We start from the raw sequence: 21,313 nt of genomic DNA, 5'->3' as shown, positions 1-21,313 counted from the left end.
CACCGCTAGGATGCCCTATATCCTCACGGATAAGACGTGTTGGGAGGAGCAGTCATGAAAGTCATTCGCGGCGATCTGCTGGCTTTGGCGCTTGCTGGCGAGTTTGACGTCATCATTCATGGCTGCAATTGCTATTGCACCATGGGCGCCGGCATTGCCTTTTCCATTAAGCGACTGTTCCCCGAAGCCTTTGCTGCCGACAAACAGACCAAATCCGGCGATAGGAAAAAGCTCGGCACGATCACCAGCGCCGACATTGTGCGCGGCGCAACCCAGTTCACGATCGTCAACGGCTATACCCAGTTCGACTTCCGCGGCCACGGAACGCGCGCCGATTACGATGCCATCCGCAGCGTCATGAACACCGTCGCCGCCCAATTCCCCGGCGAGCGCATCGGCTACCCCAAAATCGGCGCCGGCCTCGCCAAGGGCGATTGGTCGATCATCTCGGCCATCATCGACGAAGAACTCGCCGGCCAAGACCACACCCTCGTCGAATTCGCCGGCTGAGCACCTGCGCGAAGGCCAAAGCCTGGAGTTGCCCGATGCCCCTCGCCCTCCAAAAGCCCCGCCGCCTCGTGCCCGGTGACCGGATCGCGGTCGTCTCCCCCTCTTGGGGCGGCCCGGGCACCCTGCCCCAGCGTTATGCCGCAGGAAAACGCCAGCTGGGGGAAACCTTCGGCCTCCAGGTCGTCGATATGCCCCACACGCTTGCATCTGCCGAAGACCTCGCCGCCCATCCAGAATGGCGCGCCGCCGATCTCCACCAAGCCTTCGCCGACCCCAGCATAGCCGGCATTTTCGCCAGCATAGGCGGAGACGACTCCATTCGCCTCCTGCCCCATCTCGACCTCGACATCATCCGCCGCAATCCCAAGGTCTTTCTGGGCTTTTCCGACACGACAACCATCCACCTCGCCTGCCTCGCGGCAGGGCTCGCGAGCTTTTACGGTCCCAGCATCATGGCCGGATTCGCCGAAAACGGCGGCATGCACGCCTACACGGTCGATAGCCTGCGCAAGACCTCTTCTCGCCCGATCCACCCGGCCTCGTCCCCGTCAACATTGCAGGCTGGACCAGCGAGCGCACCGATTGGTCTGATCCCGTCGCCCAAGCCCAGCCCCGCGTCCTCAATCCGGCCACCCCGCCCAAAGTCCTCCAAGGCACCGGCATAGCCCGCGGCCCCCTGATCGGCGGCTGCGTCGAAGTGCTCGAAATGGTCAAAGGCACCGCCTGGTGGCCGAGCCTCGAAGCGTGGGACGGCGCCATGCTCTTTTACGAAACTTCAGAGGACGCACCGCCCGCCAAGTTCATCCGCTATTGGCTCCGCAACTACGCAGCCCTAGGCATCCTCAACCGCCTCAACGGCATCCTCCTCGCCCGCCCCGACCCCTTGGGCGATCCGACATACCAAAAGCAACTCGAAACCGTCGTCACCGATATCCTCGCCGAAACCGGCCTTCCAAATCTCCCGGTCCTCTCCGGCCTAGACTTCGGTCACACCATGCCGATGCTCACCCTGCCCTATGGCGCTATCGCCGAAATTGACTGCGCGAATGCCAGCCTTTCCATCACCACTTCAGGCGTCACCTGACGTCCCGCCCCCTCACGTCGTATCCCGCTCTCCCGAACCCTCCCGGGCCCGCAACTGCTGGAGATAATCCCGCAACAACGCCACGCGTCTCGGCCTAAAACTCTCGCCGGTCACCCGCGCCGCCCGCATCCGGTCGCCCCGAAAAATACGAAAATCCTGCCTGAGGCAACACCAGGCCAGCACCGAGAGCGTCCGCTCTGTATAGACCAGCGCCAGCGGCCAGATCGTGCGCTCGCTCTCGGCGCCATGCTGATCGACATAGGCAATCTCAACCGCCCGCTCCCGCCAAGCCGCCTCGCGCAAGATTTCGAGATCGACACCAACCGCCCGCGGCTCCGGCCGATAGACCAGCGACACGGCATGCAGCACCTGCTGCTCCGCCTCATCGGGCAAGGTCGCAGCGATCTTGGCCAGCGCCGAACGCGCCGCATCCGCCAGTGCCTTGTCCCCCATGCCGCGCACTTCGCTCAAGCCCAGCACCAGCGCCTCGATTTCGGCCCGCGTCAGCGTCTGCGGCGGCAGCGCAAAATCCTCGATCAGCCGATAGCCGTAGCCACGCTCACCCTCGATCCGCGCCCCCGCCGCCCGCAGGCTATCGATATCGCGATAAAGCGAGCGCAGCGACACGCCTGTCTCTTCTGCCAGCCGTTGCGCGGTGATCGGCGCCGGCATCACGCGCATGGCCTGCAGCAGCCTCAAAAGTCGATCCGATCGCGACATGTTCAACTGCCGGAAAATGTCAGTTGGGTAGCGCTACAACAGCGTCATCTCTTCAGCAAGGACGAAGCTATGAGCATCACCACCACCACGCATCTCAATTTCCGCGGCCAGGCGCGCGAGGCTCTGGCCTTCTACCAGTCGGTCTTCGGCGGCGAGGTCATGGTCCTCACCCACAGCCAGATCTATCCCACCTTCCCCACCGAAGAAGCTAATCACGTCGCTTTTGGTCAGGTCCGCAGTCCCCAAGGTTTTCACATCATGGCCTTCGACGTGCCCGCTGCCCGCCCGTTCGATCCCGGCATCACGCCGATCTTCGTCTCGGTTCACGGCAACGACGCCGATGAAATCACCCGCTACTGGAATGCCCTCGCCGCGGGCGCCACGATCGTCCAACCCCTTGCCGCCGCAGGATGGGCTCCGCTTTACGGCATGCTCACCGACCGCTTCGGCATCACCTGGGTCCTCGACGTCGCCAACACCGACGCGCGCTGATCTGGCCTAGCAAAGACAGCGGGCTGCTCGTCTCACTGACGGGCAGCCCAACTCTTTCCGCAGCCTCAGCCGGCTACGCCGACCGCGTCAACAATCCCGACGCCAGCGCATTGAACGCCCCGATCACGCGCGGCAGCGTCTCATCTGGATCAGCGCTCGCCGCCACCCAAAGCGCCGCGTTCAGCGCCGCCCCATTGATCAGCCGCGCCGCCGCCTCGACGTCGACTGGTTTTACCCGACCCTCAGCCATCAGTCGCTCGAGTGTTGCCCGCGTCGCCTGCAGGCAGGCATTCTGGCTCGGCCATTGCGACGGGTCTCCCAGCACCGAAGGACCATCGAGCAAGACGATCCGCTGCACTTCGGCATCGAGCGCCATTTCAATATAAGCCGCGCCCTCCGCGAGCAGTCCGTCCCACGGATCGTCCCTCTTCGCGCCGATTGCCTGCGCCTTGGCCGCCATGGCGCCGTCGATCTCTTCGACCACTGCCGCCAGCAGGCCCTTCTTGTCGCCAAAATTATGGTAGAGCGCCCCGCGCGTCAGTCCCGCCGACGCCGTCAAATCATCCATCGATGCCGCGGCATAGCCGTGTTCGGCAAAAGCCGCCCGCCCCGCCGCGATCAGCTTGGCGCGGTTTTCTTCCATCATCGCAATGCGCTTATTGGCCATATCCCCAAACCCAATTCACATACGCACCGTATCTGAATTTGACATACGGCACGTATTTCATTACATACGCCTCGTATATCAAATCCCGCGCGCTGCCGAAAGCCCGCGCCCAAACCAGTAATTGGAGCCCCCATGGCTATCCGCAATCCCATCTTCCCCGCCGAACGCCACGCCCTTTATGAAGCCCATGGCTATTCCGCCGCCATCCGCTCCGGCGATCTGCTCTTCGTCTCCGGCCAGGTCGGCACCCGCCCCGATGGCTCCGCCGAACCTGATTTTGCCGATCAGGTCGAGCGCGCGTTTCAAAATCTCAAGGCCGTCCTCGCCGCCGCCGGCGCCACCCTCGATGACATTGTTGACGTCACCACCTTCCACACCGATCCCGAAAGCCAGTTCGAGACGGTAATGTCCGCCAAATCCCGCCATTTCGACACCAAGCCCTACCCCAACTGGACAGCGGTCGGCGTCAATTGGCTTGCCGGTTTCGATTTTGAAATCAAGGTGATCGCCCGCCTTCCTGAATCAGCCTGAAAACAAAAAGGGCCGCCGGATCTCTCCGGCGGCCCCGAACCTGAAAGCCCAGAAAATCAGGCGGAGCGGTTCTTGTTGTAGAGGTCGAAGAACACGGCTGCGAGCAGCACCACGCCCTTGATCATCTGCTGCCAGTCGATGTTGACGCCCATGATGGACATGCCGTTGTTCATCACACCCATGATGAAGGCACCGATCACGGCGCCAGCGACAGCACCGACACCGCCTAGTGCCGAAGCACCGCCGATGAACACGGCCGCGATCACGTCGAGTTCGAGACCCTGGCCGGCCTTTGGCGTCGCCGAGTTGAGGCGGGCCGCATAGATCATGCCGGCGAGCGCGGCGAGCGCACCCATGATGGCAAAGATGTAGAAGGTCGTGCGTTCGGTCTTGATGCCCGAAAGCGCAGCGGCCTTGAGGTTACCGCCGAGAGCATAGATGCGGCGACCAAAGGTCATGCGCTTTGTGAGGAATACGAAGAACGCGATCAGGATGCCCATGACGACGAGCACGTTGGGCAGGCCGCGATAGGACGCCAGCATATAGGCAAAGAACAGGACCAGCGCCGCGATGACGAGGTTCTTGACCACGAACAGGCTGAATGGCTCGACATCATAGCCACGAGCTTTGCGGCGGGCGCGGGTGCGGATGGCGAAGAACACGGTCGCAACCACAGCAACAATGGCGATCACCATGGTCGTCGTGTGGAGGATCAGCGGCTGCACGCCTTCGCTGGCAGCAACCAGCGTCGTCGGCCCGATCACGTCGGGAATGAAGCCAGCCGAAAGCAGCTGGAATTCAGCCGGGAATGGACCAACCGACTTGCCGGCGAGGATCGCGAGCGACAGGCCCTTGAAGATGAGCATGCCGGCCAGCGTCACGATGAAGCTGGGGATCCGGTGGTAAGCGATGAGATAGCCCTGCGCCGCCCCGATCGCCGCGCCGACGATGAGACAAATGATGCCGGCAACGATCGGATTGGCGAGGAATGCCAATTCCGGCGGAAAGCGCCAGCCGACCATGAGCATGGCCGCGAGAGCACCGACAAAGCCGGAAACCGAGCCGACCGAAAGGTCGATATGGCCGGCAACGATCACCAGCAGCATGCCGAGCGCCATCACGATGATGTAGCTGTTCTGCAGGATGATGTTGGTGAGGTTCACCGGCTTGAAAAGCACGCCGGCGGTGAAATACTGGAAGAACACCATGATGAGGATGAGCGCCAGCAGCAGGCCATAGTCGCGCATATTGGCGCGAACGGCCCCGAAGAAGCTCAGCTCCTGGGTCTGGGTCTGATCGGCCGGAACGCCGGTCGGTGCAGTTTGAACGGTCATGATGCTTTTCCTTCAGCGCGCACGATGGAGCGCATGATCTTTTCCTGGCTTGCTTCGCTGGTCGGCATTTCGCCAACGATGCGGCCTTCGTTCATTACGTAAAGTCGGTCGGTAATGCCGAGGAGTTCGGGCATTTCCGAAGAGATCACCAGGATGGCTTTGCCCTGCGCCGCCAGCTGATTGATGATGGTGTAGATTTCATATTTGGCGCCCACGTCGATGCCGCGCGTCGGTTCGTCGAGGATCAGTACGTCCGGGTTGGCATAGAGCCACTTCGAGAGCACGACCTTCTGCTGGTTGCCGCCCGAAAGATTTCCCACGGTTTGGTAGACGCTCGAAGAGCGGATATTGGTCTTCTTGCGATAGTCGTTGGCAACATCGAGCTCGGCCAGATCGTCGATCACGCCCCAACGCGACACGCCCGGCAGATTGGCGATGGTCGTGTTGTTCTTGATGTGATCGATGAGGTTGAGCCCAAAAGTCTTGCGGTCTTCCGTGGCATAGGCAATGCCGTGGCGGATCGCGCGACCAACCGTGCCGGTATCGATCTTCTTGCCATGCATGAAGACTTCGCCGGTGATCTTCTGGCCCCAGGATTTGCCGAAAAGGCTCATGGCAAATTCGGTACGGCCCGAGCCCATCAGCCCGGCAATGCCGACGACCTCACCCTTGCGCAGGGTAATGTCGACATTCTTGATGACCTGACGGTCGCGGTGCTGGGGGTGATAAACCGACCAGTTCTTTACCTCCAGGATCGTCTCGCCGATCTTGGGCTCGCGGTTCGGATAGCGATCGTCGAGCGACCGGCCCACCATCGAGGTGATGATGCGGTCTTCGGTAATCTCTTCGTTTTCCATCGTCTCGATGGTGCGGCCGTCGCGGATGACGGTCACGCGGTCGGCAATGCGCGAGATCTCGTTCAGCTTGTGGCTGATGATGATCGAGGTGATCCCCTGCTTGCGGAATTCCATCAAGAGGTCCAGCAGCGCTTGGCTGTCCTTTTCCGAGAGCGACGCGGTCGGCTCGTCGAGGATCAGCAGCTGCACTTGCTTGGAAAGCGCCTTGGCGATTTCGACAAGCTGCTGCTTGCCGACGCCGATATTGGTCACGAGCGTATCGGGGTCTTCCGAAAGACCAACCATCGAGAGGAGCTTGCGCGCCCCGTCACGGGTTTCGTCCCAGTCGATCACGCCATTGCTTGCCTGCTCGTTGCCAAGAAAGATGTTCTCGGCAATCGAGAGCAGCGGCACCAGCGCCAGTTCCTGGTGGATGATGACGATGCCCTTGTGTTCGCTGTCGCGAATGGAGCGGAACTGCTGTTCCTCGCCCTTGTAGAATATCTGCCCTTCATAGGTGCCGTGCGGATAAACGCCGCTCAAGACCTTCATCAGGGTCGATTTACCGGCCCCGTTTTCGCCGCAGATCGCGTGTATTTCGCCTTCCCGCACGTCGAGATTGACGTCCGAAAGCGCCTTAACGCCTGGAAAGGTCTTGGTGATGCTGCGCATCTCAAGAATGGTGTTGGACATACTGGTCCCTGTTTTCGATAGAAGCCGCCCCGCCGTCACGACGGACCGGAATTGAGACTGCCACTCTGGTTAAACCGCATTCTGAGCTTGTCGAAACACGAGGCCGTGTCCGGCTTTCGTGCCTGCCACCGTGCTTGGAAAAGCTCACCCTGAGGCCATCCGGTGCAATCTCGAAAGGGCCCCGCGTTGCCGCGGAGCCCCTGGTTTCAAAAACCGCAGTGATTACTGCAGATCTTCTTCCTTGATGTAGCCCGAGTCGACGACCAGTTCCTTGTAGTTGGTCGCATCGACTTCATACGGGGTCAGCAGGATCGACGGCACAACCTTGACGCCATTGTCATAGGTGGTGGTGTCGAGACCTTCCGGCGTGCCGCCCGAAACCACGGTGTCGACGAGGTCGGCAGTGGTCTTGGCCAGTTCGCGGGTGTCCTTGTAGATGGTCGAATACTGTTCGCCAGCAATGATTGCCTTCACCGACGGAGCTTCAGCGTCCTGGCCGGTGATGATCGGCCATGCGAGGTCGCCCGAGCCATAACCAACGCCGCGGAGCGACGAGATGATGCCGCGCGAGAGGCCATCATAGGGAGCGAGAACGCCGTCAACGCGGCTGCCGTCCGAGTAGTTGGCCGAGAGGATGTTGTCCATGCGAGCCTGGGCAACAGCACCGTCCCAACGCAGCGTACCGACCTGGTCCATGCCCATCTGGCCGGACTTAACAACGATGTCGCCCGAGTCGATCATCGGCTGCAGAACGGACATGGCGCCATCATAGAAGAAGAAGGCGTTGTTGTCGTCAGGCGAACCGCCAAACAGTTCGACGTTCCATGGTTTGGTGTCGGCGAAACGTTCCTTGAGGCCCTTCACGAGGCTGTTGGCCTGGAGAACGCCAACCTGGAAGTTGTCGAAGGTGGTGTAGTAGTCGACATTGCCCGATTCGCGGATCAGACGGTCATAAGCGATGACCTTGATGCCGGCATCAGCGGCCTGCTGCAGCACGGACGAGAGCGTGGTGCCGTCGATCGAAGCGACCACGAGAGCCTTGACGCCCTTCGTGACCATATTTTCGATCTGAGCGAGCTGGTTCGGGATGTCGTCTTCAGCAAACTGCAGGTCGACGGTGTAGCCCTTGCCTTCAAGCGCGGTCTTGAGCTCGTTGCCGTCCGAAATCCAGCGGAGCGACGACTGCGTCGGCATTGCAATGCCGATCTGGCCCTTATCCTGGGCATGGGCGGCGGTTGCAGCGGTTGCCATCAGGGCACCAGCGGCAAACAGCGTCGCAATTGATTTCAGAACCTTCACGTCTCGACTCCCTTAGATTTTTCGAGGTGATTGATGTGTTCGGCGTGGCTTGGCGATCGGGCCAATTCGTTTCCGGCTCCGCTCCCGGCGCGGCTCAAACCGCATCCGGACGGACTGTCCCTGTCCTGCCGGCGCACTGCCGGGGTCAGGAACGAAAACTGCATGATGTCCTCCTGCTCGGACGGCTCGTTAGCCGCCTCGGCCCTTCCAAGGCCACGGGCGGGAAATTAGGATAATCAGATATGCATGTAAAGCGGGGCTGCTTCCCGCATAGTTATTTTTTCGATTGTCGAAGATATAAATTTAGGCTTAGAACCCCCGCTTTCAGGGTGTTGCTGGTTGCAACCTGCATCGATACCCTGGATGACAACGAGGCGACTCCCCGCCAAAAACCAGCCGAAAAACGGCACGCGGGAGTCAAAGGTATCAGATACCTTGGGAGGCTTCATGGGTGTGTTGAGTGATGAGGCGCGCGCCGATCACACGAGCGCGGCAAGCGCTGTGGCCGATCACCTTGCGCAGGAGATTCTGGGCGAGCTGACGCCGGGCCAAAGCCTCCCCAGCGAAGCCGAATTGGCCGAGCGCTATTCGGTCAGCCGGCTGACGATTCGCGAGGCCGTAAAACTCCTTGCTGGCCGCGGACTTTTGGAGCTTTCGCGCGGTCGAAAAGCCGTCGTCCGCGAGCCCGATGGCTCCGCCTTTTCCGACTTCCTGACGAGCATCGTCCGCACCGATCCAAAGGGGCTTTTCGATCTCGTTGAGGTACGTCTGTCATTGGAGGTCCAATCGGCGACGCTCGCCGCAAAACGTGCCAATCGCGCTGGCATCGTCGCCATTGAAAGCGCCCTCCAGGGCATGCGCGACGCCCTCGGTGATTCCAACGAGTTCGCAGATGAGGCCGCCGAAATCCGCTTCCACGCATCCGACTTCGGTTTTCACGAAGCGGTAGCCTTAGCGAGCGGTAACCGTGTTTTGGGATATTTGTTCGAGGCCATGGCCACGCCCCTCCGCGAGGGATTCTTCATCAGCCAGCGCGGCCACGTCGATCGCGGGCACACGCCCCACGACACCATCGCCGCCCATCAGCGCATTCTCGATTGCATTCGCGAAGGCAATGGCCGCGCCGCTGCAGAAGCGATGCGCCTCCATCTCCGCGATACCGAGCGCGACATCCGCAAAGTCGTCTCGAAAATGGGGCAGTCCGCCGCCCGTCGCTGATGAGCCTAACCTACATTAACCGAGTTTTGATCATGATTGCGCACAGTGTCCGTGGCAATTCAGCCTGCAAACATGTGTCGCTCTCGTGTTCCATCTATCTAAAACCATCTCGGGTAAGCTTTTACTTGTCTCGGGCGTCTCGATAGCGGCGATTCTGTCCGTCTACACCGCCTTCAATGTTTGGTCCGCCAAGACGCGCACCGAAGATCAGGTGATGACCCTCGCCGCCGAAACCGCGGCCAATGTCGCCAATCAGGTGGCGGTGAAACTGTCGGTCGCGACCTCCGCCGGCGCCGCCCTCTCCGCTAGCATCTCGGGATATGAAACCGACGGCGCCAAGCTGCGCACCGACGTGATCGCCCTCCTCCGTCAAGTCGCCCCGCAATATGATTTCGTCTTCGGGTCGTGGATGATGGAGCTGCCCGGCGCCACCTCGCCGCGGGTTCTGACCGGCACCGAAGGCACCAATGCTGATGGCCTATTCACGGCCTATTGGACCAAGAATGCGACTGGCGCGATGGAATTCTCGACCTGGTCCGTCAAACCCGATTCCGAATATTATACCGCCCCGCTCCAGTCCAAGCAGCCGGTCATTACCTCGCCCTATCTGTCCAACGAGAACGAGCTGCTGACTTCGGTCTCCGTTCCCGTGATGGTGAACAATGAGATGGTTGGGATCACCGGCGTCGACATCAAGCTAAGCGACCTCACCTCCGTCCTATCCGAACTTCACCCCTTCGGCGTCGGCCAGGTGATGCTGGTCGCGAGCAATGGCAATTGGCTTGCCCACCCTGATTCGACCAAGCTCATCACCGCCTATGCCGATCAAGGCGCTGGTCTGGTGACCGAGGCCCTCACCAAGGGCACCATGCAGGTCATCCGCGATATGCCCGATGGCTCGGTCCGCCTCGTCTATCCCTTCACAGCGCCGGGGATGAACAAGACCTGGGCCGCCGTGCTCGATATTCCTGCCTCCGTTTTCCAGAACCCGGTCTGGCAGCAGATCCAGGTCGCCATTATCGCCGGCGCGCTGATCCTGCTCGTCAGCCTCGGCGTCATCCTCATCACCTCGCTGGCCATCGTCCGTCGCCCGATTGCACGTCTCTCGAGCACCATGGATCAACTATCGAAGGGCAATCTCGACGTGGCGGTGCGCGATACCGAGCGCAATGACGAAATGGGCGTCATGGCGCGCACAGTGGAAGTGTTCCGCGAGAACGCCATGAAGGTGCGGGATATGAGCCAGGCCGAAGCCGTTCGCATCGTTGCCGACGAGCAGGCCCGTCGCAAGATGATGAGCGAGTTGCAGAACGCCTTCGGCCATGTCGTCGATTCAGCCATTGCCGGCGATTTTTCCAAGCGCGTCGATGCGCAATTCCCCGATACCGAACTGAACGCCTTGGCCAATTCAGTCAATTCGCTCGTCGAAACGGTCGATCGTGGGCTCGATGAAACCGGCACGGTTTTGGCCTCGCTTGCCGAAACCAATCTGACCCAGCGCGTTCAGGGCAACTATCAGGGCGCCTTCGCCAAGCTCAAGAATGACACCAATGCCGTCGCCGAGAAACTGACAGATATCGTCGGCCAGTTGCGCCGCACCTCGCGCGGCGTCCGCTCGGCGACCGGTGAAATCCTTGCCGGTGCAAATGACCTCTCCGAACGCACCACCAAGCAAGCCGCGACCATCGAAGAGACCTCGGCCACCATGGAACAGTTGGCAGCCACCGTGCTGACCAATGCCAAGAAGGCCGAAGACGCCAATACCAGGTCGCAAGCAGTATCCCACACCGCCGAAGAAGGCGGAGCGGTCATGCGCCAGGCGACCGACGCCATGGCAAAGATCACGACATCTTCGTCCAAGATTTCCAATATCATCGGCCTCATCGATGACATCGCCTTCCAGACCAATCTACTCGCGCTCAACGCCTCCGTCGAAGCGGCACGCGCCGGTGACGCCGGCAAGGGCTTTGCCGTGGTCGCCGTCGAGGTCCGCCGCCTCGCTCAGTCCGCCGCCAGCGCCTCGTCGGACGTCAAGGCCCTGATTGAGCAGAGCGCCAAGGAAGTCTCTGGCGGCTCCAAGCTCGTGGCTGACGCCGCCGCCAAGCTTGAGGCAATCCTGACTGGCATCCGCGAAAACAGCCTCGTCATGGAGGGCATCGCCCGCGACAGTCGCGAGCAGGCCTCCTCGATCGAGGAAGTCAATGTCGCCGTCCGGCAGATGGACGAGATGACCCAGCACAACGCCGCGCTCGTCGAAGAAACCAATGCTGCAATCGAGCAGACCGAAGGCCAAGCCTCCGAGCTCGATCGGATCGTCGATATCTTCATCCTCGAAGACCACCACCCCGCCGCCCGCGCGTCCACAAGCCCGGCGCCGGCCCAAGGCATCAAGACGATCCAACGCAAGGTCCAGCAGGCCGCCAAGACCTACATGACCCGCGGCAACACCGCCGTCGCCGAAGACTGGAGCGAGTTCTAAGCCTCCCTCCCCATCCTGCTGATAAAAACACAAGGGCGCCCGGAAAATCCGTTGGCGCCCTTGGTGTTTTTGCGTCCCCTGGAGCGACCTACTAGACCATTGCGAAGGCTCGCCCATCGACCTGACCACCGGTGTCAGGTCGATGTCAGGCGGCCCATGGTACGATTCGCCCGTTCGAAAACAGAACCCAAGGACGTTCTCATGATGAAGTCAGCAACCGTGGCCATTGCCATCGCACTCCTCGCCACCTCAGGCGCCTATGCGGATCCAGAAAACAACAATCGGGGCGGTAGCAAGCAGTACGAATTGGTCGACGGAACGACTTTCACCAATGCCGGCGAGATGATTCAGCACCTGCGCGATCGCGACAATGGCTACGCCTCGGGCAACCCCAAGGACATCGTCGACGCCTATCCCGAAGAATTCGAAAATGTTGGCGACCTGATCCACTCCAAGCGCGTGGATTGAAGCAAAGAGGCGGCCCCGGTCGCCGCTTCGCCTCTACCCTCCCACACATTGCGAGAAGAACAATGCCCGGATCGGTGCACCGCTACACGCTGCCCACATCGGTCGGCAGGCCTGACCAATGGTCGTTCACTTGGAACCTGTCCGACGATGTGACCTTTGCCTCATGCTGCGACTTTTGCAGCCAGGCGAACCAACGCATGACCTATGAAATCCGTCGCGATTCCGACCTGTGCTGGGTGTGTCAGCGCTGCGCTGGACGCTACAGCTTTGGCGCCATGCTCGATCAATTGACGCTCACCGCCAACGATGCGCACGTCCATCTCAACGGCTTGACCATGCGTATCAAGCAACAGACCTGCCATGATATCATCCGCAAGGCTGTGGCCGGCAGTGGCGACACAGCCACTCTCGAAATCTCCCTCTATTTCGATCGTAATCTGCAGCTTTCCCCACGCCACGCAGCCCTGCTCTTTGCGCTTCTCGACGAAGTTGATCCCGGCATTGATAAGCGGATTTTCGAAATCCAGCTCCGCAGTCAGGCTCACCAGCGCGAATATGGCGATCTCGACAGCGCCGCCCGCAAGCTGGTCTGGCCAGCACTGACGCCGCAACAACAAAAGCGCATCACCGCTTTGGGCTTTGCGCCAAGATCGCTCTCGCAGAGGGGACCAAACTCGCAAACCCGAGCACCCCACCACGCTACCTTACAACTGCCGGGCTGACTATTTGCCTTCGATCCCGCCGTCGACATCGGCTTGTGCACGCCGCCTATCCAAGTCCCCAAATCACCGCTAAGCTCTCGTCCGGGAAGTCTAAAATCTGTGGCCATTGAGCGAGCGTTTCAGCCGAATGTCGATCAAAGCCGCAATCTATCATCTGACACATTATAAGTACGACCGGCCCGTCTTCCTGCAGCCCCAGATCATCCGGCTCCAGCCCGCTCCCCATTCCAAGACGAAGGTTCTGAGCTATTCGCTCCGGGTCTCGCCCAACCTGCATTTCGTCAACACGCAGCAGGATCCCTACGGTAATTTCCTGACGCGTTTCGTCTTCCCCGAACCCGTGACCGAACTCAAGATCGAGGTCGATCTCGTCGCCGATATGACGATCTATAACCCCTTCGACTTCTTCGTCGAAGAGTCGGCCGAGACTTGGCCGTTCGACTATCCAGAGGACATCCGGGCCGATCTTGCAATTTATCGCCAGCCCGAGCCGCTGACCCCGGCAGTCTCGAAATTCATCGATGCGATCGACAAGCGCCCGCGCAATACGGTGAACTTCGTCACCGATCTCAATGCCAGCCTGCAGCAATCAGTCGATTACATCGTGCGCCTCGAGCCTGGCGTCTGGACTCCTGAAGAAACGCTCGTCAACGCCAGAGGCTCATGCCGAGATTCAAGCTGGCTGCTGGTCAATATTCTCCGCCACCTCGGCTTTGCCGCGCGCTTCGTCTCCGGCTACCTCATTCAGCTCAAGCCGGACCTTGTCTCGCTCGATGGTCCCGCCGGCACCGACCATGATTTCACCGACCTCCATGCCTGGTGCGAAGTCTATCTCCCAGGCGCCGGCTGGATCGGCCTCGACCCCACCTCCGGCCTTCTCACCGGCGAAAGCCATATCCCCCTCGCGGCGACGCCGCATTATCGCAATGCGGCGCCGATTTCCGGCTTTGCCTCCTATGCCGAGGTCGATTTCGCCTTCGAAATGAAGGTGACTCGCGTCGCCGAGCATCCGCGCATCACAAAGCCCTTCTCGGACGAAAGTTGGAACGAACTCAATGCCTTGGGGCATCAGGTCGATTCTCTTCTGAAGTCTGAAGACGTGCGACTGACCATGGGCGGCGAGCCCACATTCGTCTCCATCGACGATTTCGAGGCCGACGAGTGGAATGCCGGCGCCGTCGGCCCCACCAAACGCCGCCTCGCCGACACCTTGATCCGCCGCCTCCGCACCCGCTTCGCGCCCAATGGCATGATCCATCACGGCCAGGGAAAGTGGTATCCGGGCGAAACGCTCCCGCGCTGGACCTTCTCCCTCTTCTGGCGCCTAGACGGGAAGCCGATCTGGTCCGACGAAAGCCTCATCGCCGAGGAAGGCAAGGACTATGGCGTCACCCCGGCCGACGCCGAGGCTCTGAGCAAGGCCATAGCTCAAAATCTCGGTCTGACCACCGACACGGTCTCACCCGCTTATGAAGACCCCGGCGAATGGCTCCTCAAGGAAGCCAAGCTCCCCGAAAACGTCGACCCCGCAAATTCCAAACTCGCCGATGCCGAAGAGCGCGCCCGCATGGCCACGGTCTTTGATCGTGGTCTCACCAACCCAACCGGCTATGTCTTCCCGGTCCAGCGTTGGAATGCTGCAGCTACCGGTCGCCGCTGGGTCACCGAACAATGGAAGACCCGCCGCGGCAAGCTCTATCTCGTGCCCGGCGACAGCGCCGCGGGGTACCGCCTCCCCCTCGGCAGTCTCGACCATATTCCCCCCACATCTTATCCCCATGTCGTGCCCGCCGATCCCGGCGAAGTTCGCCCGCCACTGGCCGAGCCCGAAGCCATTTTGGAGCGCCTCCACGCCCAGCCCACCGCGTCTTTCACCGAAACACCCTTAAGCACGGCTCAACGGCAACGGAATGCTAACGAAATCATCTCCGATGTGCGCACCGCGCTAACGGTCGAAGTGCGCGACGGCCGCCTCTGCGTCTTCCTGCCGCCCGTGGCCGATGCCGACGACTATCTCGATCTTATCACCGCCACCGAAGCGGCCGCCAAGGCCATCAAAAAGCCAGTCCACATCGAGGGTTACCCCCCTCCATTCGACCCGCGCCTAAACGTTATCCGCGTCGCCCCCGACCCCGGCGTCATCGAAGTCAACATCCACCCGGCCTCCGACTGGGACGATTGCGTCGCAACCACCACCGCCATCTACGACGAAGCCCGAAACTGCCGACTCGGCGCCGATAAATTCATGATCGACGGCAAACATACGGGCACCGGCGGCGGTAACCACGTCGTCGTCGGCGGCGCGACGCCGGCGGACAGCCCGTTCCTGAGACGCCCGGATTTGCTGAAGTCTTTGATCCTTCACTGGCAGCGCCATCCCTCGATGAGCTACCTGTTCTCCGGCCTCTTCATCGGCCCCACGAGCCAAGCGCCCCGCTTTGACGAAGCCCGCCACGACAGCCTCTACGAGCTCGAGATCGCCATGGCCGACGTGCCCTCGCCCGATCTCGGCACCACCCCGCCCTGGCTCGTCGACCGCCTCTTCCGCAATCTCTTGACCGACGTCACAGGCAACACGCATCGCTCAGAGATTTGTATCGACAAGCTTTTTTCGCCTGACGGCCCCACCGGCCGCCTCGGTCTCGTCGAATTTCGCGGCTTCGAAATGCCGCCAAACGCCCGCATGAGCCTTGCCCAGCAATTGCTCATCCGCGCCCTCATCGCCCACTATTGGAAGAACCCGCTGGAAGGCGAGTTCACGCGCTGGGGTACGACGCTCCACGATCGCTTCATGCTCCCCCACTTCGTCTGGCAGGACTTCCTCGGCATCCTCGCCGACCTTGATCGCGCGGGCTTCAAGTTCGACCCAAAATGGTTCGAAGCCCAGCTCGAATTCCGCTTCCCCTTCTGCGGCGAAGTCGAATCGAACGGGGTAAAACTCGAACTCCGCCAAGCCCTTGAGCCCTGGCACGTCATGGGGGAACAAGGCGCCATCGGCGGCACCGTCCGCTATGTCGATAGCTCGGTCGAACGCCTCCAGGTCAAGCTCACAGCCCCAAATCCCGGCCGCTATCTCGTCACCTGCAACGAGCGCCCTACCCCACTCGCCGCCACCGGCGAAGCCGGCATGTCCGTCGCCGGCGTCCGCTTCAAAGCCTGGCAACCGGCCTCCGGCATGCACCCGACAATGCCGGTCCACGCGCCGCTGGTCTTCGATATCTACGACACCTGGACCAAGCGCGCGATCGGCGGCTGCGTCTACCACGTCGCCCATCCGGGCGGCCGCAACTACGAGACTTTCCCCGTCAATGGCAACGAAGCCGAAGCGCGGCGGCTTGCGCGCTTCGTGCCGCACAATTATACGCCGGGCAATTATTTGTATCGCCCGGAACGGCCAACGGATGAATTCCCGCTGACGCTCGACTTGCGGCGCCCTCCACGGGTCACGTAACGCCATGAGAAAGCGGAGTCAGAACACCCGCACGACGCCGCCCGCCGGTCCCAGCATCATCAGGGACTACGCCCTCTTGCCGGGCGTGCCTGATGAAATGCTTGATGCATCAGGCGCGCTGCGTCCCGGCTGGGACAAGCTCATGGCGGCCTTCGATGCACTCGGGCCCGCGGAGCTTTCAGCCCGCTTCGAGCGCGCTGACCAATATCTGCGCGACGCTGGTGTATTTTACCGCAAGTATGATGGCGCCGAAGGCAAGGAGCGCGCCTGGCCCTTGGCGCATATTCCTCTGCTCATTCACGAAGCTGAATGGCAGACCATCTCGACCGGCCTGACCCAGCGCGCCGAACTCTTGGAGAAGATCGTCGCCGACATCTACGGCGATAATCGCCTTGTGCAGGAAGGCCTGCTACCGCCTGAACTGGTTGCTCAAAACGGCGAATTCCTGCGTCCCCTCGTCGGGGTCAAGCCAACCAGCGGACATTTCCTCCATTTCTGCGCCTTCGAACTTGGCCGTGGGCCGGATGGCGCCTGGTGGGTCTTGGGCGATCGTATGCAAGCGCCGTCTGGCGCTGGCTTCGCGCTCGAAAACCGTGTCGCAACCACTCGCGCGCTGTCCGATATCTATGGCGAGATGAACATCCAGCGCTTGGCCGGGTTCTTCCGCGATTTTCGCGATCATCTCTTTGCGCAAGCCAAGCGCGATGGCGGCCGCGTCGGCATCCTGACGCCCGGACAGCTCAACGAAACCTATTTCGAACACGCCTATATCGCGCGCTATCTCGGCCTCATGCTGCTCGAAGGCGAGGATCTCGTCGTCGAGAACGGCCAAGTCATGGTGCGAACGGTTGCGGGCCTCAAGCCCGTCAGCGTCCTTTGGCGGCGTATGGATTCGAGCTTCGTCGATCCTCTGGAACTGCGCTACGACAGTCGCATCGGCACTCCGGGCATGGTTGAAGCCCTCCGCTCCGGCTCCATTTCCATGATCAACGGCCTCGGCACCGGCATCCTCGAAACCCGCGCTCTCTCTGCCTTCATGCCGCGGCTCTGCGAGCATCTGTTGGGCACAGGCCTCCAGCTTCCCGAAATTGCCACCTGGTGGTGCGGCCAGCCTTCCGAGCGCGACTTCGTCCTCGATAATTTCGACAATCTCATGCTTGGGCCGGCTTTCGCCACGACCTTGCCCTTTGACGATTTGCGCGGCACCGCGCTCGGCGCCAGCATGACGGCTGAGCAAAAGACACTGCTTCGCCAGCGCATCGCGGAGAATGGCCGCCACTATGTCGGTCAGGAGCCCGTGCAGCTTTCGACTGCGCCCGTCTATGTCGATGGCAAGCTCGAACCGCGGCCGATTACACTTCGCGTCTTCGCGTCCCGCACCGAGCGCGGGTGGACGCTGATGCCCGGCGGCTTCGCGCGCGTCGGATCTACCCCCGATACCACTGCCCTTGCCATGCAGCGCGGTGGTCAGGCAGCCGACGTCTGGGTCGTGTCATCGTCGCCGGTCGAACAGATTTCGCTATTGCCGCAGGAAGGAGACCGCCTGGTCCGCAATTCCGCCGGCAGCCTCCCGAGCCGAGCTGCGGATAATCTGATCTGGCTTGGCCGCTATGCCGAACGCTGCGAAGCGACAGTCCGCATTCTGCGCGCCTACAATGCACGCCTCGCCGAGTTGTCAAAGCCCGATCTGCCGATCCTGACCCATTGCGCCGCTTTCCTCCACAGCATCGATGTCGATGCGTCTGAGGCAATGCCACAGGGCTTGCTGGTGTCGATCAACAGTGCGGTGCACAGCGCCGGCCAGATCCGCGACCGTTTTTCGCCCGATGGCTGGCTGGCCCTCAACGATCTGCAAAAGACTGCCCAACGCTTTGCGACCCGCATTCAAGGCGGCGATGACGCAACGCCTGCCATGACCGTGATCCTGCGCAAGCTTGCCGGCTTTTCCGGCCTTGTGCATGAAAACATGTATCGCTTCGCCGGCTGGCGCTTCCTCGAAATCGGGCGCCGCCTGGAGCGCGCCATTCAGACTGCGCGCATTGCCAGCGCCCTCTCGGGCGATAATGCGCCTGATGGTTCGCTCGAAATGCTGCTCGAGATCGGCGATAGCGTCATGTCGCATCGCCGGCGCTATTCGGTGACGGCCGGAACGCAAAGCGCGATCGACCTTCTGGTCCTCGACCCGCTCAATCCACGCTCGGTCCTGTTCCAGCTGACCGAGCTTCGGACCCAATTAGAAGAATTGCCGGGTGGCATTCGGGATGGGCAACTCTCGACAGTTGCCAAGGCCGCGCTTGAGCTACAGACCCGCCTGATCATTGCCGAACCTGAAGCCATTACGCCTGAGGTTCTCGAAAACATCGCCAATGAGATCGGCATGCTGGCCGGCCTCATCGCCGCGCATTACTTCACCTGACCCATGCTCTACGACCTCCGCCTGACCCTCACCTATGACTACGACGCGCCGGTGCATGGTGGGCGCCATCACATCCGCGTCGCGCCGTCCTCGGTGCCTGGGCACCAGCGGGTCATCGCCTCATCGCTCTCATTCTTCCCGAAGCCGCAGCGCGCGACGAGTTTCATCGACTTCTTCGGCAATATGGTCAGCGATGTCAGCTTCGTAGAGCCGCATGAGAAATTCGAGGTTCGCCTTACGGCGCGGGTTCAGGTTGAAGATCATGTCGAGCAAAGCGACATTTCCCCCACAATGGGTCAGCTTGCCTTAGAGGTTGAACGCTACTGGTCTGTCCAACCCGACAGCCCGCAGCATTTCCTTGCGGCCTCCCCACGAGTGCAACTGGTTCCCGACATCAAGGACTATGCAAGCGCTCAATCAGCGCATGCCGACACCGTCCTTGGCAAAGCCATGGCCCTTTGCCTCGCCATACATAGGGATTTCGAATACGACCCCAAGGCAACGGACGTCGAAACTAAACCAGCCGAGGCCTTTGTCCTTAAAAAAGGCGTCTGCCAGGATTTCGCGCATGTGATGATTGCCGGGCTTCGTGGGTTGGGAATACCGGCCGGCTATGTCTCGGGCTTCCTCCGCACCCTCCCCCCGCCTGGAAAAGCACGCCTCGAAGGAGCCGACGCCATGCACGCCTGGGTTCGGGTTTGGTGTGGCACGACCATGGGTTGGGTTGAGTTCGACCCGACCAATGCCATGATGGCTGGCGCCGATCATATCGCCATTGGCCACGGCCGCGACTATGCCGATGTCTCCCCAATTGTCGGCGTTTTGCGCACCCACGGTTCGCACGAAACGCGCCAATCGGTAGACGTCATACGCATCGAATAGATACCGCCCGGCGCGCTGGAACCAATTCACAGCATTGCCGTTTCTTTGTCACGATGCCCATGACGGGCAATGACCACGAGTTCCCGCGCTGGCGGGCCGCTGGAGGCAAAGATGACTCAGGCTGAAATTCGCGCTCTGGAACATGCTGGACGTTCCTCGATGGCTTGGCCAAACGAGGGCTACGACGAACCAAGCCACGCCAATGACGTTTTCCGCGCTCTCATCCCTGCAGCCTTCATTCTGGCTGCCGCCGCAGCGCTCATGGTCGCACTTTTCTAATTCCGAATTGGCGGGAATGTCCGCCGATATCAGCGCTTTGTCTGGGTCGACCAAGCGCTGATCAAGCCGTTTAGATCGAGGAGGGTTTCATGGGTCTCGGCACTATTCTCATTATCATTCTTATTCTGCTTTTGGTCGGCGCACTGCCGAGCTGGGGCTATTCGCGCGGTTTCGGTTATGGCCCGTCCGGCATCTTGGGTGTCGTGCTCGTGGTTGTGCTGATCCTCGTGCTGATGGGCCGGATCTAGCAGCAACGTAATAGGCACTTGTCCCCTAGACCTGTGTCTTTGCGAACCGAAGGACGCCCCCCTTTCGGTCTCGCTTTGCCCCGATGCACTCTGTGCATTGGGGCTTTCTCTTTTAGGACCACAGGCCGGAACCGGGAGAAGGTTGCCGCGTTTTCACCTGTGATAAACAGGAGTTTCCCATGGCATCCACCACCGATATGGCACCCGCCGCTGCCCGCAAGGGCGCCCGCGTTTCCGAAAAGACCCGCGAGCAGGAACTTGAGGCACAGGTTGCCCAGCTTCAGGACGATCTCAAGTCCATCGGCGAGACGCTGCGCAAGCTGACCGGCGAAAAGGCCGGCGAAGTCCGCGACATCGCCGAAACTGAATTCCGCCAGCTCAAGCGCCGTGGCCGTCATATGGTCGAGGAGGCCCAGGACCAGGCGGGGGAGTACGAACAGCAGCTCAAGGACACGATCCGCGAAAAGCCGCTGACCTCCGTCGCAACGGCTCTCGGCGTCGGCTTCGTTCTGGCCCTGTTGACGCGCTGATGTTCAACCTGCTCATGCCCCTCGCCGGGCTTCTCGGCCTTGAGGTCGAGGGGCTCGGGCAGCGTCTCAAGGGTCTTGCAGTTGTCTACGCGGTTATTCTGGTTTTCGGCGCCATTGGCGTCGGATTCCTGATTGCAGCAGGATATATCGCGCTCGCAGCATCTGTTGGGCCGCTCTACGCATCGCTGATCTTCGCTGGCGGATTTATTGCCATCGCGCTGATCACCTTGATCGGTTTCTCGATGGCAGAGGCAGGCCGTAAAAGGCGCCTTGTTGAAAAGCGGCGCTCCAGCGACACTGGTGCGTTCCTGACGACGGCAGCCCTTACCGCTCTGCCGCTCCTGGCCCGTTCGCCTCTGCTTTTGAAGCTCGGCATCCCTGCAGCAGCTATCGCCGCGGTAGCACTCCTGAGAGATCGCAACGACCACAACTCGTGACGGGAAACCGTCGCGAG

General features: G+C 61.1%; 21 protein-coding genes. 16 read left to right on the top strand and 5 right to left on the bottom strand.

Going from position 1 to position 21,313, the window contains the following annotated elements:
* Window positions 1-54 precede the first annotated feature (54 nt).
* The 3 genes from DevBK_RS01755 to DevBK_RS01745 are packed head-to-tail and all read left to right on the top strand — an operon-like array spanning window position 55 to window position 1,594.
* On the top strand, window positions 55-510 hold the full coding sequence (locus DevBK_RS01755) for a macro domain-containing protein (RefSeq protein ID WP_317184267.1): 456 nt from the start codon (window positions 55-57) through the stop codon (window positions 508-510).
* 35 nt (window positions 511-545) lie between these two features.
* Entirely contained in the window at window positions 546-1,175 is a 630-nt protein-coding gene (locus DevBK_RS01750) for an LD-carboxypeptidase (RefSeq protein ID WP_317184266.1), read from the top strand.
* A 41-nt stretch (window positions 1,176-1,216) separates the two neighbouring features.
* Window positions 1,217-1,594 carry a hypothetical protein gene (locus DevBK_RS01745; RefSeq protein ID WP_317184265.1) on the top strand — a complete coding sequence of 126 codons (378 nt, stop codon included), beginning with the start codon at window positions 1,217-1,219 and terminating at the stop codon, window positions 1,592-1,594.
* A gap of 12 nt (window positions 1,595-1,606) precedes the next feature.
* On the opposite strand, the gene DevBK_RS01740 is transcribed toward DevBK_RS01745, so the two are convergent.
* On the bottom strand, window positions 1,607-2,314 hold the full coding sequence (locus DevBK_RS01740) for a YafY family protein (RefSeq protein ID WP_317184264.1): 708 nt from the start codon (window positions 2,312-2,314) through the stop codon (window positions 1,607-1,609).
* Between the two features lie 69 nt (window positions 2,315-2,383).
* Between DevBK_RS01740 and DevBK_RS01735 the strand changes: the two genes are divergently transcribed.
* On the top strand, window positions 2,384-2,806 hold the full coding sequence (locus DevBK_RS01735; RefSeq protein ID WP_317184263.1) for a VOC family protein: 423 nt from the start codon (window positions 2,384-2,386) through the stop codon (window positions 2,804-2,806).
* 73 nt (window positions 2,807-2,879) lie between these two features.
* Here the strand turns inward: DevBK_RS01735 and DevBK_RS01730 are convergent, their stop codons facing one another.
* Window positions 2,880-3,473, bottom strand: a complete 594-nt coding sequence (locus tag DevBK_RS01730) for a TetR/AcrR family transcriptional regulator (protein WP_317184262.1) — start codon at window positions 3,471-3,473, stop codon at window positions 2,880-2,882.
* Between the two features lie 132 nt (window positions 3,474-3,605).
* On the opposite strand from DevBK_RS01730, the gene DevBK_RS01725 reads away from it, so the two are divergent.
* Entirely contained in the window at window positions 3,606-4,004 is a 399-nt protein-coding gene (locus DevBK_RS01725; RefSeq protein WP_317184261.1) for a RidA family protein, read from the top strand.
* Window positions 4,005-4,060: 56 nt separating this feature from the next.
* On the opposite strand, the gene mmsB is transcribed toward DevBK_RS01725, so the two are convergent.
* The 3 genes from mmsB to chvE form a co-directional block, all read right to left on the bottom strand.
* Complete coding sequence (mmsB, locus tag DevBK_RS01720) at window positions 4,061-5,338, bottom strand: multiple monosaccharide ABC transporter permease (RefSeq protein ID WP_410494023.1); 1,278 nt, start codon at window positions 5,336-5,338, stop codon at window positions 4,061-4,063.
* On the bottom strand, window positions 5,335-6,867 hold the full coding sequence (mmsA, locus tag DevBK_RS01715) for a multiple monosaccharide ABC transporter ATP-binding protein (RefSeq protein ID WP_061910339.1): 1,533 nt from the start codon (window positions 6,865-6,867) through the stop codon (window positions 5,335-5,337). The genes mmsB and mmsA overlap by 4 nt, the downstream gene beginning before the upstream one ends.
* A gap of 222 nt (window positions 6,868-7,089) precedes the next feature.
* Complete coding sequence (chvE, locus tag DevBK_RS01710) at window positions 7,090-8,157, bottom strand: multiple monosaccharide ABC transporter substrate-binding protein (protein ID WP_061910805.1); 1,068 nt, start codon at window positions 8,155-8,157, stop codon at window positions 7,090-7,092.
* A gap of 456 nt (window positions 8,158-8,613) precedes the next feature.
* Between chvE and DevBK_RS01705 the strand changes: the two genes are divergently transcribed.
* The 11 genes from DevBK_RS01705 to DevBK_RS01655 all read left to right on the top strand — a co-directional run bounded on the left by DevBK_RS01705 (window position 8,614) and on the right by DevBK_RS01655 (window position 21,296).
* A complete protein-coding gene (locus DevBK_RS01705) occupies window positions 8,614-9,384 on the top strand; it encodes a FadR/GntR family transcriptional regulator (RefSeq protein ID WP_061910338.1) in 771 nt (256 codons plus the stop codon).
* A gap of 85 nt (window positions 9,385-9,469) precedes the next feature.
* Window positions 9,470-11,863 (top strand): methyl-accepting chemotaxis protein, encoded by a 2,394-nt coding sequence (locus tag DevBK_RS01700; protein WP_317184260.1) that lies wholly within the window; start codon window positions 9,470-9,472, stop codon window positions 11,861-11,863.
* Window positions 11,864-12,064: 201 nt separating this feature from the next.
* Entirely contained in the window at window positions 12,065-12,331 is a 267-nt protein-coding gene (locus DevBK_RS01695) for a hypothetical protein (protein WP_317184259.1), read from the top strand.
* A gap of 62 nt (window positions 12,332-12,393) precedes the next feature.
* Window positions 12,394-13,053, top strand: coding sequence for a hypothetical protein (locus DevBK_RS01690; protein WP_317184258.1), 660 nt, complete (start codon window positions 12,394-12,396; stop codon window positions 13,051-13,053).
* A 127-nt stretch (window positions 13,054-13,180) separates the two neighbouring features.
* Window positions 13,181-16,504, top strand: a complete 3,324-nt coding sequence (locus DevBK_RS01685; RefSeq protein ID WP_317184257.1) for a transglutaminase family protein — start codon at window positions 13,181-13,183, stop codon at window positions 16,502-16,504.
* 4 nt (window positions 16,505-16,508) lie between these two features.
* Complete coding sequence (locus tag DevBK_RS01680) at window positions 16,509-18,920, top strand: circularly permuted type 2 ATP-grasp protein (RefSeq protein WP_317184256.1); 2,412 nt, start codon at window positions 16,509-16,511, stop codon at window positions 18,918-18,920.
* A gap of 3 nt (window positions 18,921-18,923) precedes the next feature.
* The gene (locus DevBK_RS01675; RefSeq protein WP_317184255.1) at window positions 18,924-19,802 is read left to right on the top strand and encodes a transglutaminase family protein; all 879 of its coding nucleotides are present in this window, start codon (window positions 18,924-18,926) and stop codon (window positions 19,800-19,802) included.
* 69 nt (window positions 19,803-19,871) lie between these two features.
* Window positions 19,872-20,081 carry a hypothetical protein gene (locus DevBK_RS01670; RefSeq protein WP_317184254.1) on the top strand — a complete coding sequence of 70 codons (210 nt, stop codon included), beginning with the start codon at window positions 19,872-19,874 and terminating at the stop codon, window positions 20,079-20,081.
* Window positions 20,082-20,170: 89 nt separating this feature from the next.
* Entirely contained in the window at window positions 20,171-20,329 is a 159-nt protein-coding gene (locus DevBK_RS01665; protein ID WP_082461306.1) for a DUF3309 family protein, read from the top strand.
* A 179-nt stretch (window positions 20,330-20,508) separates the two neighbouring features.
* Window positions 20,509-20,859 carry a YqjD family protein gene (locus DevBK_RS01660; protein WP_061910324.1) on the top strand — a complete coding sequence of 117 codons (351 nt, stop codon included), beginning with the start codon at window positions 20,509-20,511 and terminating at the stop codon, window positions 20,857-20,859.
* On the top strand, window positions 20,859-21,296 hold the full coding sequence (locus tag DevBK_RS01655; protein ID WP_317184253.1) for a phage holin family protein: 438 nt from the start codon (window positions 20,859-20,861) through the stop codon (window positions 21,294-21,296). The genes DevBK_RS01660 and DevBK_RS01655 overlap by 1 nt, the downstream gene beginning before the upstream one ends.
* The last annotated feature ends 17 nt before the right edge of the window (window positions 21,297-21,313 follow it).

Source organism: Devosia sp. BK, from assembly GCF_032907385.1.
Lineage (GTDB): Bacteria > Pseudomonadota > Alphaproteobacteria > Rhizobiales > Devosiaceae > Devosia.
Note: the sequence above shows the minus strand (reverse complement) of the source record. Positions and strands in the feature narration are given on the sequence as shown.

What these genes read in the sequence shown, in the direction of transcription:
- DevBK_RS01755 (WP_317184267.1), top strand. Translation starts at nt 55, where the DNA reads ATGAAAGTCATTCGCGGCGATCTGCTGGCTTTGGCGCTTGCTGGCGAG.
- DevBK_RS01750 (WP_317184266.1), top strand. Translation starts at nt 546, where the DNA reads ATGCCCCTCGCCCTCCAAAAGCCCCGCCGCCTCGTGCCCGGTGACCGG.
- DevBK_RS01745 (WP_317184265.1), top strand. Translation starts at nt 1,217, where the DNA reads ATGGTCAAAGGCACCGCCTGGTGGCCGAGCCTCGAAGCGTGGGACGGC.
- DevBK_RS01740 (WP_317184264.1), bottom strand. Translation starts at nt 2,314, where the DNA reads ATGTCGCGATCGGATCGACTTTTGAGGCTGCTGCAGGCCATGCGCGTG.
- DevBK_RS01735 (WP_317184263.1), top strand. Translation starts at nt 2,384, where the DNA reads ATGAGCATCACCACCACCACGCATCTCAATTTCCGCGGCCAGGCGCGC.
- DevBK_RS01730 (WP_317184262.1), bottom strand. Translation starts at nt 3,473, where the DNA reads ATGGCCAATAAGCGCATTGCGATGATGGAAGAAAACCGCGCCAAGCTG.
- DevBK_RS01725 (WP_317184261.1), top strand. Translation starts at nt 3,606, where the DNA reads ATGGCTATCCGCAATCCCATCTTCCCCGCCGAACGCCACGCCCTTTAT.
- mmsB (WP_410494023.1), bottom strand. Translation starts at nt 5,338, where the DNA reads ATGACCGTTCAAACTGCACCGACCGGCGTTCCGGCCGATCAGACCCAG.
- mmsA (WP_061910339.1), bottom strand. Translation starts at nt 6,867, where the DNA reads ATGTCCAACACCATTCTTGAGATGCGCAGCATCACCAAGACCTTTCCA.
- DevBK_RS01705 (WP_061910338.1), top strand. Translation starts at nt 8,614, where the DNA reads ATGGGTGTGTTGAGTGATGAGGCGCGCGCCGATCACACGAGCGCGGCA.
- DevBK_RS01695 (WP_317184259.1), top strand. Translation starts at nt 12,065, where the DNA reads ATGATGAAGTCAGCAACCGTGGCCATTGCCATCGCACTCCTCGCCACC.
- DevBK_RS01690 (WP_317184258.1), top strand. Translation starts at nt 12,394, where the DNA reads ATGCCCGGATCGGTGCACCGCTACACGCTGCCCACATCGGTCGGCAGG.
- DevBK_RS01685 (WP_317184257.1), top strand. Translation starts at nt 13,181, where the DNA reads ATGTCGATCAAAGCCGCAATCTATCATCTGACACATTATAAGTACGAC.
- DevBK_RS01680 (WP_317184256.1), top strand. Translation starts at nt 16,509, where the DNA reads ATGAGAAAGCGGAGTCAGAACACCCGCACGACGCCGCCCGCCGGTCCC.
- DevBK_RS01675 (WP_317184255.1), top strand. Translation starts at nt 18,924, where the DNA reads ATGCTCTACGACCTCCGCCTGACCCTCACCTATGACTACGACGCGCCG.
- DevBK_RS01670 (WP_317184254.1), top strand. Translation starts at nt 19,872, where the DNA reads ATGACCACGAGTTCCCGCGCTGGCGGGCCGCTGGAGGCAAAGATGACT.
- DevBK_RS01665 (WP_082461306.1), top strand. Translation starts at nt 20,171, where the DNA reads ATGGGTCTCGGCACTATTCTCATTATCATTCTTATTCTGCTTTTGGTC.
- DevBK_RS01660 (WP_061910324.1), top strand. Translation starts at nt 20,509, where the DNA reads ATGGCATCCACCACCGATATGGCACCCGCCGCTGCCCGCAAGGGCGCC.
- DevBK_RS01655 (WP_317184253.1), top strand. Translation starts at nt 20,859, where the DNA reads ATGTTCAACCTGCTCATGCCCCTCGCCGGGCTTCTCGGCCTTGAGGTC.